This window comes from Paenibacillus sp. 05T425 (assembly GCF_056396205.1).
Genome location: NZ_JBFTLA010000012.1, coordinates 151,374 through 165,442, shown reverse-complemented (window position 1 = coordinate 165,442; position 14,069 = coordinate 151,374). Strand labels below are relative to the sequence as shown.

Sequence of the window (14,069 nt, the reverse complement as noted above, 5' to 3'; positions counted from 1 at the left end):
CGTACATAAGGAGTGTCTAACTATATGGTTAGACCTAACGCTCCAAGGTAGAAATGGATTATACTTAACCTATGTGAACGACGACAACATTTCAACTGATGGGAGGAATACATATGAAATACGAGGTGCTGTACCAAGGAGCGTTCGCGCTTCTGAGGGTAGGACTTAATCGGGGCKAGAAAGTGAAAGCCGAGTCCGGCGCAATGGTATCGATGTCGCCAACGATCGATCTGACTGGCACGGTCGACGGCGGACTAATGAGAGGTTTCGGAAGAATGCTTAGCGGGGAAAAGTTCTTCTTCCAAGAAATGACCGCTGCAAGGGGAAATGGAGAGGTGCTGCTCGCCCCTACCGCAATGGGCGATATTCAATCCATCGAGCTTGACGGAAGCTACACGCTCAATGTGCAGAAGGACGGCTTCCTAGCCGGCTCGGACAGTATTCAGGTCAATACGAAAATGCAAAATCTCGCGAAAGGCTTGTTTTCCGGCGAAGGCTTCTTCATCGTCGAGATCAGCGGCAGAGGCACTGTATTCCTCTCCTCGTACGGCGCCATACATGCAATTAATCTTGCTCCAGGCGAAGAGGTCATTGTCGATAACGGGCATTTGGTCGCATGGCCGAGCTATATGCAGTACACGATTGAGAAGGCATCGAAGGGCTGGTTCTCCAGCATAACGAGCGGCGAAGCACTCGTATGCAGATTCCGCGGCGAAGGCGTAATCCTTGTCCAAAGCCGTAATCCGGCAGGCTTCGGCAACTGGGTGAAACAATTCATACCGGCAAGGTAGAACGGTTATCGCCGTCCTTGCAGCGGTGTAGCGCGTTTCATTCGCGGCATTTTCGATTATACTAATGCTGAATACGGCAGAGGAGCTTGGGCGAACCGGCTTCTCTGCCCTTTTTTTATCGAAATAGGCTGTAGGGAAAGGGTGCTTACTTACGATGTCGATCAAACCAATCGGAACCATCGTTCAATTGAACAGATATCCTGTCAAATCTCTCGCAGGCGAGAGCTTGTCTTCGAGTCAAGTCGATACTCACGGCCTGTATGGCGACCGTGCGCGCGCCTTCATAGATGAGACGAAGGAAGGCTGGGATCGTTATTACACCGCCCGCAATTATGCGGGGATGCTTGAATATAAAGCAAAGCTTGTTGGCGAAGGCACAGCGCACGCTTTCCCTGAGGTCCAGATCACAGGCCCAGACGGCCGCATTCGTGAATGGAACGATGAGCTGTTAGCTGAGATTGAATCCCATTCGAAAAACAAGCTCACCATGCTGGAGTATGCACCTGACCGTGATGGCGTGCTGGCTGTAGATAGCGACGGCATACTTATTATTACGGATCGGTCGCTGCGTTTGCTTGAGGACGCTTGGGGCAAGTCGTTGGACTACCGACGCTTTAGAGCCAATATTGTGATAGCCGTCAACAATGATGCAGGTCATGAACGCGAGTGGATCGGCAAACAACTGCATATCGGAGATATAAGACTGCAAGTGAAATCCGAATGCGACCGCTGCTCCATGATTACGATCGATCCTGATCGGCTGGAGAAGGATAGCTCGTTGCTGCGAACCGTGAATGAGAAATTCGGTCTGAACTTTGGCGTCTATGCTAATGTAGAGCAGACCGGCACACTGTCAATTGGCGACGCTGTATTTGTAACGAATTAACCGTCCGACAGGACATACGCGAAGCGGACGACTACTGGCGATGGACTAGCTGTCCGCAACGATTTGCTGCTGTACAAGCTTATAATATAGCGCATGCGATTCCATAAGCTCCGTATGCGTTCCTTGGCCTGTCACTTCCCCCTTCTCCAGCATAACAATCCGATCGGCGCCGCGTATCGTCGACAGCCGATGAGCGATCACGAGTGTCGTCCTGCCTTGCATCAGCGCTTGCAGCGCTTCCTGCACCAGTTGCTCCGATTCACTGTCCAGATGTGCCGTCGCTTCGTCAAGCAGCAAGATATCGGGATCGCGTAAGATCGCTCTGGCAATGGCTAAGCGCTGTCGTTGGCCGCCGGACAGCTTGATGCCCCGCTCGCCTACTTCCGTATCAAACCCGTCCGGAAGCGAAACTAAGAACGAGGTCAAGTTCGCCTGCTTGATCGCCTCCCTCAGCTTGTCTTCCGCTTCGAGATCCAGCCCGTAGGTCAAGTTATGCCGAATCGTTCCGGCCATCATCGGACTATCCTGCGAGACATAGGCGATTCGTCCGCGCCATTCGTCCAACGGCATGTCGGCAATCGGCTGCTCACCATACGTAATGAAGCCCGAGCTTGGCTCATAAAACCGCTCGATCAACGAGAACAACGTTGTTTTTCCCGTGCCGCTTGGCCCAACGATGGCCGTCGTCTTTCCTGGCTCCACTCGCAGCGAAAGCGATTGAAGCAAGGGGCGGTCATGCGTATAACCGAAGCCCACATTTATAAACTCGATTGGCTGTTTATTTGCCGATAAAGTCGCAGCTGCTACGTGTTTGTTGATGCTTTCCAATACCGCTTCCGATTGTTCCGGCTGTTCATCCAGCAGCTCTTGCAATCGCTCCGATGCGCCCATCGCTTTCTGAAACTGCGTGAAAAACGAGGCCATCTGCGTGAAAGGCATCACGATTTGGAACATGTACAAAATAATAGCAACCAATTCTCCGCCGCTTAGCGACCCTTGCGCAACCCGTACGCCTCCGTAACCGATCAGCACTACAAGAATTAGCAGCATGACCGACATCATAAGCGGAGATACAATTGCTACGATCTTCGCTTCTTGCAGACCGAATTGGAGCAGCCTATTGATGCGGAAGCTGCCTTGCCGCTTCTCCAAAGGCTCGGCTAGCGATGCCTTTACGAGCCGAATATCGGATAACACGCGTCCTAGATCGCCTTGGAACAACGCCGTCTCATCTTGCATCGACTTGGAAACCTTGAACATCTTCGACCCAAGCGGCCATAAGATCAGCAGGGCAGCCGGTACTGCTACAAGCATGAGCAGCGTCATACGCCAATCGATAGTCAGCAGCAGAATAACGCCTCCGATAACCGAGATAATGCCTCCCAAAAACGATATAACATGTCCAATGATAAAGTCTTTAATGACGTTCGTATCGTTCGTAACGCGGCTCATCGTCTCTCCCGAGCTGTTCCGGTCGAAGAACGGAACAGGCAGCTTCAATACCCGCTGCCACACCTCCCGCCGCAAGCCGCTTATGATGCATTGGCCGATATAGGACATCGTATAGACCGAGAAACCTGACATCGCCGTTTGCGTCAGAAATACCGTCCCCAGTACGGCAATCGTTACCGCCCGCAAGCTTGAGGCTGACAGTTCTTCGACCATATCCATCGTAAGCAGCGGAATCGTAAGCGATAGAGCCGTTTCTCCAATTCCCAGCAGCATGGCGGCTGCAATCAGCCATGTTGCTGGCTTATGCTTCGCAATGAGCTGAACAAATTGTCTGACGTTCATACCAGCTCCCCCTGTCGTCTCGGGTTCCATCTTTCCCTTATCCTTCACTGCTCTCACCTCCGGTAATCGACTTAAGCGCCTCGATGTGCTCGAACACTTTGGCGAAATAAAGTTCTTCTTCCTGCGTAAAAGCGTTCGGGAATAAGAACGGATCGACCATCCCTTCCCTCTCACCCAACTCTTGAAGCTGAGCGCGTTCTTGCTCCGTAAGCTCGCCCATTATCGGAGCTAGCAGCCCTTCCAGCATAGCAACCAGCTCGCCCCCCTTCTCCATGACCTCCGTCTCTGTCGGGTCCTTGCCTTGTTGATGGAGCTCCTTCAACTGCAGCAATATGGCAATCATCGTCTTCTCCTGCTCCAGACGAGCTTCCTTGGACATGCCTTTCATAAAGATAGCTTCGACGACGGAGGCTGGCATTTGCTGCGACAGCCACTCCTTCTGCACTTCCTCATTCTGAATGCTGTGAATGAATACAAGCAGCATGTTGCTGTCAACCTTGCCCGCTCCATCCAATAGCTTCTGCATACGCGAGATCGTCTCCATCACCCGTTCAAGCTGCCTCTGCTTCTGCTGCAGCATTTCATACTGCGAAGCCAACGAGTGCTGCAGATCGACCTCCGGCTTCTCTAGATAGCTTCGAATCTCCTCCAATGAAAAATCCAAATATTTAAGCGTTAATATTTTTTGCAATTGGAACAGGTCTTGTTCGGTATAAAAACGATGGCCGTGCTCGTTGCGGCTAGACGGCGCGAGCAGCCCTTTGCGATCGTAATATCGAAGCGCCCTTTCTGTTACTCCTGTCAGCTTCGCGAAAGCGCCTATACCGTACTTCTGATTAGACTTCATACTTTGTTCCATTTCCGCACCTCCTGCCTTAAGTGTAAGACTTGACGTAACGTCAAGAGCAATAGATAATAGGTAGAGATATCGACAAATTTTTCTAAACGGATGTTGAACAGATGTCTATTAATCTACTATTCTAGCGAAAAATAGGACAAGTATCGTAGTATTTTTAATAAATTAGGGGGATTTTAGCAAAAAAGGGATTGTAATAAAGTTTGTTCCCGCTATAATAAGCATGTGAACGTTGTGTGACAACGTTAATCAAACTTAAGGGAGCGAATCAATTGGATTACAACAATCAGCCGCAAGTCAATCCTTACAACGGAGGGTACAATCCGAATCAGCAAGTATCGCCGGTAATCAGCGTTAAGGACTGGATGCTGCAAATGCTTATTCTCATCATCCCTATCGTCAACATCATCATGATGTTCGTGTGGGCATTCGGAGAAGGCAATCCTACTAAACAGAACTACTACAAAGCTGCTCTCCTGTGGGCATTGATTGTGACTATTCTTTATTTCTTGGTTTTTGTGTTGATCGTGGGCATTTTCTCTGCTTCACTGGGAGCCTAGTTGACCTTCTCTCTACATACCAATCCATTATAGCAACAGCGACAGGAAGGTGCAGTCCGTACCTTCCTGTTGCTATTTTGGCACAATACATGTACTCTTTAGGAGCTTATGAAAGCTCTGATTCATCTAAATGAAGGAGAACCGCATGTTTAAGAAAAAGGAAGCATTGAAACTAAAATCAAAAGCTAAAGGCAACATCCTCATGCTCGAACGGAGCTTCGACGCGCCGCGGGAGCTTGTGTTTCAAGCGTATACGGAAGCGGCCCAGCTCGTACGCTGGTGGGGGCCAAGGGACTGGAATCTTACGTTATGCAATGTCGACCTCCAGCCAGGTGGGGCTTGGCAATATTGCCTGGAATTCAAGGATGGTCAGACGAAATCATGGGGCAAAGCGATCTATCGCGAAATCGCAGCGCCGGACAAGCTCGTCTATGAGGATTATATATCCGACGAGAACGGAGTCATCGAAGCTAACGACGGTTTGCTCGTAACCGTCACGTTCGAAGACGTTCAAGGCAAGACCAAGCTGACTAACCGTGTTGAATTCGTTTCGTCGGGCGCGCTGAAGCGAACCGTGGAGATGGGACTCATTCCGAGCATGGATCAGACTTGGTCTCGGCTAGCCGAGCACCTGCGCGGTCTTCAAGCGTAAGGATTGTGTTCGTACGCTTGGAGGGAAAGTAAGCATACAAAAAACCGTTCCTTGCTCAGATGGCGGATATTCTCGCCACTTGTCAAAGAACGGTTTTTTTTACGTAACTGCGCGCTCGAACGAAATAACTGGAAATTGTACCGTTATTATTGCTGTTCAAGCCTGTTTTTATCAAATAGCTGGAATTACTCCCGTTAATCTTCCCGTATTCTTAATAGCAGGCAGATAGGATTGAAATTAACATGAGGATTTCCCGTTATTCACTAATTGTTTGGTCATTCCCTAAAAAATAACGGGAGAAAATCCTCATAAATGACTAACCCGCAGGCTGGTTGCTGCTACACCGTACGGAAACGATAGACACGGCTAGCGTAATCACCGTGGAACTGCGGCAACTTAAGGCCGGCATGCATCAGCTCATCGCCGCCGTATGCGCCTTCCTCGCCAACCAGCTCATAATCGCGGTTCGGATCAAGGCCCTTCAGACGGAAGCGGTTCAGCTTCGGATACGGCTCTTGAAGAACGGCAGCTAACACAACGAATGCCTCGCTCTTATCCTTCGCTACGAACATCCATGCCGTCTCGTTCCCCTCGAACGGGCTAAGCAAGCGGTAGAAGTCGCCGAACTGTACCAGATGACGCACTTCCTTATACAGCGCCACTTGCTCTTTAACGGTTTCCTTTTCTTGTTCCGTAAATTTCGTCAAATCCAGCTCGTAGCCGAAGTTGCCCGAGAGTGCGACATTGCCGCGCGTCTCAAGCGACGTGATTCGGCCTACCTGATGGTTCGGTACTGCCGACACATGCGCGCCCATTGCGCTTACCGGATACACAATGCTTGTACCGTATTGAATTTTCAGACGGGAAACGGCATCGGTATTGTCGCTCGTCCATGTTTGCGGCATGTAATACAGCATCCCCGGATCGAAACGTCCGCCTCCGCCCGAGCAGCTCTCGAACAAAATATGCGGGAATGCGCTTGTGATCTTCTCAAGCACTTCGTACAAACCAAGCATGTAACGGTGTGCCGTCTCGCGTTGGCGTTCCGCCGGCAGAAGCGCCGAGCCGATCTCGGTCATATTGCGGTTCATATCCCACTTCACGTAGGTGATCGGCGCGCTGGAGAGAATATCCGAAATGACGCGTACGATGTACTCGCGAACGTCAGCACGGCTTAGGTCAAGAATAAGCTGCTGGCGGGCTTGCGTCCGTCTGCGCCCATCAATATGCAGACACCAGTCCGGATGATMGCGGTAGAGCTCGCTCTCCGGCGAGATCATCTCCGGTTCGAACCAAAGTCCGAACTGCATATCAAGCTTCTTCACGCGGCTAACGAGATCCTCAAGACCGTTAGGAAGCTTGTTGCGGTCAACGAACCAATCGCCCAGCGATGTCGTGTCATTGTCACGTTTGCCGAACCAACCGTCATCTAGTACGAATAGTTCGATACCCAGCTCTTGTCCGACCTTTGCAATCGATTCAATCTTGTCTGCGGTGAAGTTAAAGTACGTTGCTTCCCAGTTGTTGACGAGAATTGGACGTGTCTGATCGCGGAATTGGCCGCGAATCAGCCTAGAGCGATATAAATCATGGAAGCTGCGCGACATGCCGCCAAGCCCCTGATCAGAGTGAACGAGAACGACCTCCGGTGTCTGGAACTGCTCACCCGCTTCCAACTGCCAGTTGAAGTCGAATGGATTGAGGCCCATGAACAGCCTAGCCGAATGGAATTGATCGACTTCGACGCCGGCAATGAAGTTGCCGCTGTATACGAAGCTTGCTCCATACACATCACCATGATCCTCGTCGGCTCCTTCAGCTAGCAGCGCGATGAACGGATTTTGCACATGGCTGCTTGAGCCTCTGCGGCTCTCTACAGATTGCATGCCAGGCTCGAGCTTGCGCTTGTGCACGTAACGCTCGCGTGTCCATGCACCCGATAATTGCAGCATTTCGAACCGATCATGCGCGAAGTCAAGACTCATGCTAAGCGCCCGTTGCAACTGCAGTGTTGAACTGCCATTGTTCGTAATCATTGCCGAGCGAGTAATCGCGTCGAAGTTCTCAAAGACGGTATAGGAAAGAACGACAGTGAGTCCCGATAGCTCGTCTTTCAATGTTATTTCCAAAGTTTGCGCCTCGTCGTCTTGCTCCGTGTATACAGAAGGCAATCCAGTTAGCGCCGGCTTGCCGCTGCGAATCGTATGGGATTCGTAGCTTAGCTCCGTAACAGTCGAACCGTTCGGCAGCGCAACTTGAATAGCAGGTGTCCGGAAGTCGGAGCTTCCGTAAGTCGGATATTCCTGCGGCAGCGTATCGAGCGACAACGAAAGCTGGCTTAGATCCGTGCTTGGACTGAACGATGCGCGCTCTTTAAGCTCAAGCAATCGGTCCAGTTGCAGGCCGCGAACCTTCTTGCCCCAATACAAGTGCGCAGGGAAACCTTGCTTCGTTAATTGAATGACATAGCTCGTATCCTTGGATTGCAAATGGAATAATGCTTTCTGTTCATCATAATGAATAGACATCGTAATATCCCCTAACCTATTAATGTAATTTCGTTAAATCGTGACCGCAGCTTTCCCTTACCATCAATGTCGTATTGACCCTTACATGAACGGCTGCCTCGCGACCTTCAATACGCTCCAGCAGCAGCTGCGCTGCTGTTCTGCCCATCTGCTCGGTATGGGCGCGAACGGTCGTAAGCGGCGGATTCAAGTAGGCGGACAGCTCTATATCGTCGAATCCGATGACCGCCATCTCCTCCGGGACCGATACTCCTCGCTCATGCAGGGCGCGCAAGGCGCCGACTGCCATCGGATCGCTTGCAACGAAGCAAGCTGTTGGAAGCTCCGCTTGATCCAGCAACCGGTTCATTGCGTCATAGCCGCCGCCGGTTGACCAATCTGCAGTAATCGCAAATTCAGGACGATACAAGTCTCGCTCTTGCATGAGCAGCTCGAAATGATAGCTGCGGGGATCGAGAATTACCTGAACTTGCTGCGTTTGCTGCCCTAGCGAATGGACACGTTCTTCCCCGCCGATTAAAGCGATCCTCGTATGGCCAAGCGTGAATAAATGGCCAAGCACGTCCTTCATCGCTTGTTCGAAATGGAGATTGACCGAATCGCAATCGTGAGGAGGCGTGCTATGGTTCAGAAACACGATCCGGTCGCGATGCGCATAGAGCGAATTGACATCCTGATCGTTAATCGAACCGATGACAATGAGACCGTCCAACTCGTGCAAAGACTGCCATTCAGCACGAGCATTACCGCGAAGCACCTTTACAATCGAGAGGCCAAGCTCTTCGCATCGCGTCTCAATTCCTTTGCGTATGGAAGAGAAATAGGGATCGTTATGTTCATCCTCAATCGATGACCACATAAGCAAACCTACTTGCTGCCTCGACAGCAGCTCTTCTTTCTTCATTCGACGCAATCGGGACGGCTTATATTGGAGCTGTTCGGCAATGCTAAAGATGCGTGATCTCGTCTCTTCACTGACGGATAAAGTCATATCGTTATTAAGTACCCGAGATACGGTGGCAGCGGAAACACCGGCTTCTTGCGCAATCTGTTTGATCGTTGCCATGTTCCACCTTCTATTTAGTTAATAAATTTACTAAACGTTACAATGCCTATTTTAGCAAATGAGCGCTTTCATGACAATACCGCCTGCAACATTCGCATGCCGATTACGTCTGACATCATACAATAACATTCATGAATAACCAGTTGAGGTGATTATGATGATAAAGAAACTGTTGTTTGCCTTCGCGCTAACCGCACTCTTAATAGGGTGTGCAGCTAATGGCGGCAATATCAATTCCAATGAGAACGAGCCGACAACAAGCCCAACAACTAGCCCGGCAGTCAGCGAGACCGAAGCTCCGCCCCCAACAACCTATGCGACAACCCATGAGGCCGCAGATGCTATTATTCAAGCGCTTAAAGACAAAGATCTAACGATGCTTGCTTCGCTCGTTCATCCGGTCAAAGGGCTGCTATTCTCTCCTTATGCCCATATTGATCAAGCATCCGCGCTCACCTTTCAGGCAGATGCTCTGCCTGCACTGACCGATGCGACCATTCATACTTGGGGTGCTTATGACGGCTCCGGCGAACCGATCGCCCTCACCTTCGCGCAATATTACGATAAGTTTGTCTATGACAAACCGTTTATCGAAGCAGAGACCGTTGGCGAAGACGAGATTATCGGCCATGGCAATACGCTCGTCAATATAAAGGATGTATTCCCTGATAGCTACACGGTTGATTATCATTTCAGCGGCTTCGATGCCCAGTACGAAGGCATGGATTGGGAAAGCCTTATCCTTGTGCTCGAGCAATATGAAGGCGCTTGGTATGTGAGCGCAATCGTTCATTCACAGTGGACGATCTAAGGTAAAAAGAAACGGCTGGCTTAAAGGGGCACTCCTCCCTCTAAGCCAGCCGTTCTTCTTTTATTTCGATTGCAGAAATTTCTCCAATTCATCTGTCTTATATGTCTTGTAAACCAGTTTCTCATTATCAAATACGAGAAACGCCGGGAACGCCTTAAGCGCGAACTCGTCCTTTACATCGACAAGCTCATTTGCTTTCGGATCATATTCCATCAACGAAAGCCCCCCTTGCAGGGCGTTATGGAGTTCTTGCTCCATGTTGCTGTCAACATATCGCTCGCTGGCATCTTGCCCGCTTATGACAACGGTGTAAAGCCGGTCATTGCCTGGGGCAAGCAGTCCCATACGCTTATATTTCTCTTGAACTGTCATCTCCAAGACAACAAGCTCATCTATCTTATCATTGCTTGGATCTGGCGGATAAATCCGCAATTTCTGGCCGCGTTTTATGGCTGCAAGCTCGACTTTCTCTCCTGTTTCATTGCGAACGACAGTACTGTTCGTCAGTTGGCCGTGATATTCCATTCCCCAATCATTCCGAACCTGACCTTTATCGTTCCGATGCGCCCACTCCGAAATGTCGACGATGACCTTTCCTTGTTCGTGATCCACTCTTGAAAAGTGGCCAATTAAAACATTATCCTTATATCCGCCTTGTCCTCCGTCGCAGCCTGCCGCAAGCAAGATTAGCACGATCAATAACATGACGGCAACAGCATATCGGCCTCCGATTAATCGCTTCATGGCAATCCCCCTCTATTTTCCATATTAGACGGGGCGCAATCTCTATAGGTTGCTTCATCGATCAATAAACTTGCTTATCTCGTCGTTGACCTCATTCCGCTGCTCCCACATCAATCCATGACCGCTGTTATACAGCCAGATTAAGCGTGAATTGGCAATCCCCTCATGCAGCGCTTCCGCCAGCGGCGGCTTGCTAATCTCGTCATGAATGCCTTGCAGGATCAAAGTAGGCACTTTAATCCAAGGCAAGTCGCCGAACAATACCTCGTCCCTTAACGACTCCAGCACCGCTGCTGTCGAGTAACCTGCTGCCTGGAGATTCATCTGAAAAAACCAATCCGCGAGCGGTTCGCCGACATTCTGGTAAAAGAACATATAAGTGAGATCCTGCAGCATTCGCGGTCGATTATTATACGTCGCATCGATAAGCTTATTCACATCAGCCTTCTCCAGCCCATACGGGAAATTCGGACGACGCGTGAAGCTAGGCGCGGCGGCGGCGAGCAGTACGAGCTTCTTCACGCCGTACCCTTGGTAACGCGCCATATAACGGATCGCAATCGCCCCGCCGACCGAATGTGCGACCAGCACGAAGCTCCGCAGTCCGAGCGCTTCGACGACACAGCGAATATCGTCCGCCAGCCGATCGTAGCTATACCCGTCCCACGGTTTGTCGGATTGACCGAAGCCGCGAAGGTCGATACCGATACAACGATAACCCATTGCCGGCAGCACGTTGAACTGATACTCGAACAGCTTATGGCTCGCCGGCCAGCCATGAATGAAGAAGATCACTTTGCTGCTGGACGGATTCACGTCCTCCACATAGATCTTCACATCCGTCTCCACTTCCACAAAATATCCCATCCCGATTCCTCCCTAGGCTCAATCCTCAATACAATCAGAATACGCATCTTGCCGGCAATGGGTGATGGCCTAATCGTCTATAGCAAACCAAACTTACAATGGATATAATTAACAGTAGGTTTCAACATAACCATTGCGGGGAGGCTTTTGAAAAAAAAATGAGTAAGACAACCTATGATCAGTTTGTCGAGCAAGTTATCCGCTATCGCATATTTCCATTCTCCGATCTCGTAGCTGGATATCCTTCACTTACCGCTGCAACAGCCGATAATGAATGGCATTCGGGCACAGAGCTCGATCCTTGGCTTTGGCGCACTCGCATCGTGAAGGATGGTTATGCAGCGTACGGGAAATTTTTCGGTACGAAGGCCTCCTTCATTCATGTCGATGCCTTTCCGCTTGTTCGGTTGTTACTATCGGGTGGAACATCGGTAGAAGAGAGGTATCGGGACGGGCTATTATCGACACATGCCTATAGGCTGTACGAGCTTATCCGTGAGGCAGGCAACATAGATACAAGGCAATTGCGGAAAGCAGCTAGGCTTGATGCGAAGGAGCAGAAGAAGGATTACGAGTCCGCGCTCGTTCAACTCCAGAACTTCGGAGACATTGTCATTACCGGAGCGAAAGAAAGCGATCATGACGGAGGCTGGAGCAGCATGTGCTACGAAACGTCAGACTATTGGCTCGAGCAGCTTCAGGACAAGCTTCCGCTAGCGGATCCATCAATCGAGCAGGCCAAGGAGCAGATTCAAGCAAGTCTTCACGAGTTATGTACGACGGACAAGTCGTATAGCTATTTTGCCAAAAAACTTAAACTAAACGCCTAAGTCCGCGGACTTAGGCGTTTCATTATTCCATCTACGATCACCGCCAGCATAATGCCAATGCTATATCTGACTAAATCAACAAACAGAAATCCGTGGCCAAGGACCAAAGCGCCAAGGGTCGTATCTCTGATCTCATTGATCCAATTCGCTTGATAGAGCTGACTGAACTCAATGCCGAAACAAATGGCCGTGCTTATGACGACCGCCCATCCTACCATCTTGTTCACCCACAAGCATCGAACGCCGCAATAGATCATGCACGCCCACAGCCCGTCTCCAAAATGGTCCGATACGAATGGAGGAAAAGCAGCCGAATAACGTCTGACGCCAAGGCCCGCAGCAATTAGAAAGAGAATAGCTGCTCCATAATAGAGTCTAGCTTTCATCGTTCTCGTTATCGACTAACAGCTCTTTAATGAACGCCTCAGCGCCAGCCTCCGTAATCTCGAACGTGATTTTATGGATTGTGCCATCCCTCTTGACGAAAAAATTAGTTGGGATAGCCGATATCATGTACTGTGCGGACACCGTACCATCCTCATCAAGCAAGGCCGGCATTTGGATGTCGTACGCATCCAAAAACGCTTGTGCTTCCTCTACCGTATCTTCCGTCCTGACGTTAACGGATATGATCTCGACCTCATCCTTATACTTCGCATAGATGCGGTTTAATGACTCTGCCTCGTCATGGCAGCCCGGACACCATGAAGCCCAGAAGTTAATCAGTTTCGGCTTGCCCGACGATGCGGATACCGGGGTCATATTGCCGTTCATATCCATCAATTCAAAGTCGATCATGCGATTGCCGTACTGTTCCGACATGACGGTCTCAAGCGGCGCAGATTGCAACACGAACCGAAGGACCAGAAACACGCCAACGACAATCCCCGTCGTTACGAGCAAGCCCGCGATCGCCGCGAGCAGCTTTTTCTTCGTCACCTTTAGCGGCCCCGCTTCTTATCGATTTTTGTTCAGTATGACATATTGTACGGAATGATCCTGCACGCTAATAAACTTGACTACCAATGAAATTTTGTTGTCTTCGTTAAGGTTGCGCCAATAAAATTCAGCCGTTTCTTCTATTGAATCAAAAATCGGCACCTCCATAGGCTCACCAAGGAACGGCCGCAGTACGCCTTGCTCCTCCGCCCTATAGGTATGTATGCAATGCCCTATTCCTGGCGTAAAGGAACTATAGTGATAGAAATTGCGGATACAGACGGACGGATCGTTGTTATTTGACTTTAAGATCGAGACGCTGTAACGGCGCTCATGAGTGTCGATCACACCTGAAATCCGAGGCGTGTAATGCGGCGGGTCGGGCTCGTACTGTCTCTTTTTTAACGCGTCCTCGAATGAAATCCCTTGCGTAAATCCGTCATATAACGTGTCTGTCTGATCACCATTCGATACGATATGCTGCTCCCCGCACACCTTAATCGGGTAATAGATGATCAAGGAGGGGTCCTCGAGCTTCGCTGGATCATAAGCCGCGTTCCTCACGCTCTGCCCGTTGAGCTCGAACACACGATTGCGGCTATTGTCGCTTCTTCCCATGATCCAATAGATTTGCGCGTAATATTGTCCTGAAGGTGTCATTCCAATTGCCAGGGTTCTTCCGGGATATGGATTTGCAAAAAGCTGCTGTTCGAACAAAGTCATTCTGACCTTCCACCTTTATATG

The 14,069-nt window shown here is 50.1% G+C and carries 15 protein-coding genes; 6 read left to right on the top strand and 9 right to left on the bottom strand.

Annotated elements, in window-relative coordinates; genetic code table 11:
• The first annotated feature begins 113 nt into the window (after positions 1-113).
• Positions 114-791, top strand: coding sequence for a TIGR00266 family protein (locus AC1DF0_RS25010; RefSeq protein WP_477575842.1), 678 nt, complete (start codon positions 114-116; stop codon positions 789-791).
• A 154-nt stretch (positions 792-945) separates the two neighbouring features.
• On the top strand, positions 946-1,677 hold the full coding sequence (locus tag AC1DF0_RS25005; RefSeq protein WP_477575840.1) for an MOSC domain-containing protein: 732 nt from the start codon (positions 946-948) through the stop codon (positions 1,675-1,677).
• A 45-nt stretch (positions 1,678-1,722) separates the two neighbouring features.
• On the opposite strand, the gene AC1DF0_RS25000 is transcribed toward AC1DF0_RS25005, so the two are convergent.
• Positions 1,723-3,501: an ABC transporter ATP-binding protein gene (locus AC1DF0_RS25000; protein WP_477575933.1), complete on the bottom strand. Its 1,779-nt coding sequence runs from the start codon at positions 3,499-3,501 to the stop codon at positions 1,723-1,725.
• Positions 3,502-3,508: 7 nt separating this feature from the next.
• The gene (locus AC1DF0_RS24995; protein ID WP_477575838.1) at positions 3,509-4,330 is read right to left on the bottom strand and encodes a MerR family transcriptional regulator; all 822 of its coding nucleotides are present in this window, start codon (positions 4,328-4,330) and stop codon (positions 3,509-3,511) included.
• 269 nt (positions 4,331-4,599) lie between these two features.
• Between AC1DF0_RS24995 and AC1DF0_RS24990 the strand changes: the two genes are divergently transcribed.
• Together AC1DF0_RS24990 and AC1DF0_RS24985 are read left to right on the top strand one after the other, a co-directional pair.
• Positions 4,600-4,887: a hypothetical protein gene (locus AC1DF0_RS24990; RefSeq protein WP_442050795.1), complete on the top strand. Its 288-nt coding sequence runs from the start codon at positions 4,600-4,602 to the stop codon at positions 4,885-4,887.
• Positions 4,888-5,032: 145 nt separating this feature from the next.
• Positions 5,033-5,539, top strand: coding sequence for an SRPBCC domain-containing protein (locus AC1DF0_RS24985; protein WP_477575835.1), 507 nt, complete (start codon positions 5,033-5,035; stop codon positions 5,537-5,539).
• 338 nt (positions 5,540-5,877) lie between these two features.
• Here AC1DF0_RS24985 and AC1DF0_RS24980 read toward each other — a convergent pair whose 3' ends face one another.
• Both AC1DF0_RS24980 and AC1DF0_RS24975 read right to left on the bottom strand, forming a co-directional pair.
• Positions 5,878-8,067 (bottom strand): alpha-galactosidase, encoded by a 2,190-nt coding sequence (locus AC1DF0_RS24980; protein ID WP_477575833.1) that lies wholly within the window; start codon positions 8,065-8,067, stop codon positions 5,878-5,880.
• 19 nt (positions 8,068-8,086) lie between these two features.
• Positions 8,087-9,133, bottom strand: coding sequence for a LacI family DNA-binding transcriptional regulator (locus AC1DF0_RS24975; protein WP_477575831.1), 1,047 nt, complete (start codon positions 9,131-9,133; stop codon positions 8,087-8,089).
• Positions 9,134-9,287: 154 nt separating this feature from the next.
• On the opposite strand from AC1DF0_RS24975, the gene AC1DF0_RS24970 reads away from it, so the two are divergent.
• Entirely contained in the window at positions 9,288-9,944 is a 657-nt protein-coding gene (locus tag AC1DF0_RS24970) for a hypothetical protein (RefSeq protein WP_477575829.1), read from the top strand.
• Between the two features lie 60 nt (positions 9,945-10,004).
• On the opposite strand, the gene AC1DF0_RS24965 is transcribed toward AC1DF0_RS24970, so the two are convergent.
• Together AC1DF0_RS24965 and AC1DF0_RS24960 are read right to left on the bottom strand one after the other, a co-directional pair.
• On the bottom strand, positions 10,005-10,688 hold the full coding sequence (locus AC1DF0_RS24965; RefSeq protein WP_477575827.1) for a hypothetical protein: 684 nt from the start codon (positions 10,686-10,688) through the stop codon (positions 10,005-10,007).
• Positions 10,689-10,742: 54 nt separating this feature from the next.
• On the bottom strand, positions 10,743-11,555 hold the full coding sequence (locus AC1DF0_RS24960; RefSeq protein WP_442050789.1) for an alpha/beta fold hydrolase: 813 nt from the start codon (positions 11,553-11,555) through the stop codon (positions 10,743-10,745).
• Between the two features lie 158 nt (positions 11,556-11,713).
• On the opposite strand from AC1DF0_RS24960, the gene AC1DF0_RS24955 reads away from it, so the two are divergent.
• Positions 11,714-12,385 carry an AlkZ-related protein gene (locus tag AC1DF0_RS24955; protein ID WP_442050788.1) on the top strand — a complete coding sequence of 224 codons (672 nt, stop codon included), beginning with the start codon at positions 11,714-11,716 and terminating at the stop codon, positions 12,383-12,385.
• On the opposite strand, the gene AC1DF0_RS24950 is transcribed toward AC1DF0_RS24955, so the two are convergent.
• From AC1DF0_RS24950 to AC1DF0_RS24940, 3 genes are read right to left on the bottom strand one after another with little or no spacing between them, the layout of a single operon-like run.
• Positions 12,382-12,771, bottom strand: coding sequence for a ribosomal maturation YjgA family protein (locus tag AC1DF0_RS24950; protein WP_442050787.1), 390 nt, complete (start codon positions 12,769-12,771; stop codon positions 12,382-12,384). The genes AC1DF0_RS24955 and AC1DF0_RS24950 overlap by 4 nt on opposite strands.
• Complete coding sequence (locus tag AC1DF0_RS24945; RefSeq protein WP_477575824.1) at positions 12,761-13,324, bottom strand: TlpA family protein disulfide reductase; 564 nt, start codon at positions 13,322-13,324, stop codon at positions 12,761-12,763. Before AC1DF0_RS24945 ends, AC1DF0_RS24950 begins: the two co-directional genes overlap by 11 nt.
• Positions 13,325-13,342: 18 nt before the next feature.
• Entirely contained in the window at positions 13,343-14,047 is a 705-nt protein-coding gene (locus AC1DF0_RS24940) for an IMP cyclohydrolase (protein ID WP_477575822.1), read from the bottom strand.
• Positions 14,048-14,069: the final 22 nt, after the last annotated feature.

Bases quoted from the DNA above. Each gene is read 5' to 3' on its own strand.
- AC1DF0_RS25005 (WP_477575840.1), top strand. From the start codon at position 946: ATGTCGATCAAACCAATCGGAACCATCGTTCAATTGAACAGATATCCT.
- AC1DF0_RS25000 (WP_477575933.1), bottom strand. From the start codon at position 3,501: ATGGAACCCGAGACGACAGGGGGAGCTGGTATGAACGTCAGACAATTT.
- AC1DF0_RS24995 (WP_477575838.1), bottom strand. From the start codon at position 4,330: ATGGAACAAAGTATGAAGTCTAATCAGAAGTACGGTATAGGCGCTTTC.
- AC1DF0_RS24985 (WP_477575835.1), top strand. From the start codon at position 5,033: ATGTTTAAGAAAAAGGAAGCATTGAAACTAAAATCAAAAGCTAAAGGC.
- AC1DF0_RS24975 (WP_477575831.1), bottom strand. From the start codon at position 9,133: ATGGCAACGATCAAACAGATTGCGCAAGAAGCCGGTGTTTCCGCTGCC.
- AC1DF0_RS24970 (WP_477575829.1), top strand. From the start codon at position 9,288: ATGATGATAAAGAAACTGTTGTTTGCCTTCGCGCTAACCGCACTCTTA.
- AC1DF0_RS24965 (WP_477575827.1), bottom strand. From the start codon at position 10,688: ATGAAGCGATTAATCGGAGGCCGATATGCTGTTGCCGTCATGTTATTG.
- AC1DF0_RS24960 (WP_442050789.1), bottom strand. From the start codon at position 11,555: ATGGGATATTTTGTGGAAGTGGAGACGGATGTGAAGATCTATGTGGAG.
- AC1DF0_RS24955 (WP_442050788.1), top strand. From the start codon at position 11,714: ATGAGTAAGACAACCTATGATCAGTTTGTCGAGCAAGTTATCCGCTAT.
- AC1DF0_RS24950 (WP_442050787.1), bottom strand. From the start codon at position 12,771: ATGAAAGCTAGACTCTATTATGGAGCAGCTATTCTCTTTCTAATTGCT.
- AC1DF0_RS24940 (WP_477575822.1), bottom strand. From the start codon at position 14,047: ATGACTTTGTTCGAACAGCAGCTTTTTGCAAATCCATATCCCGGAAGA.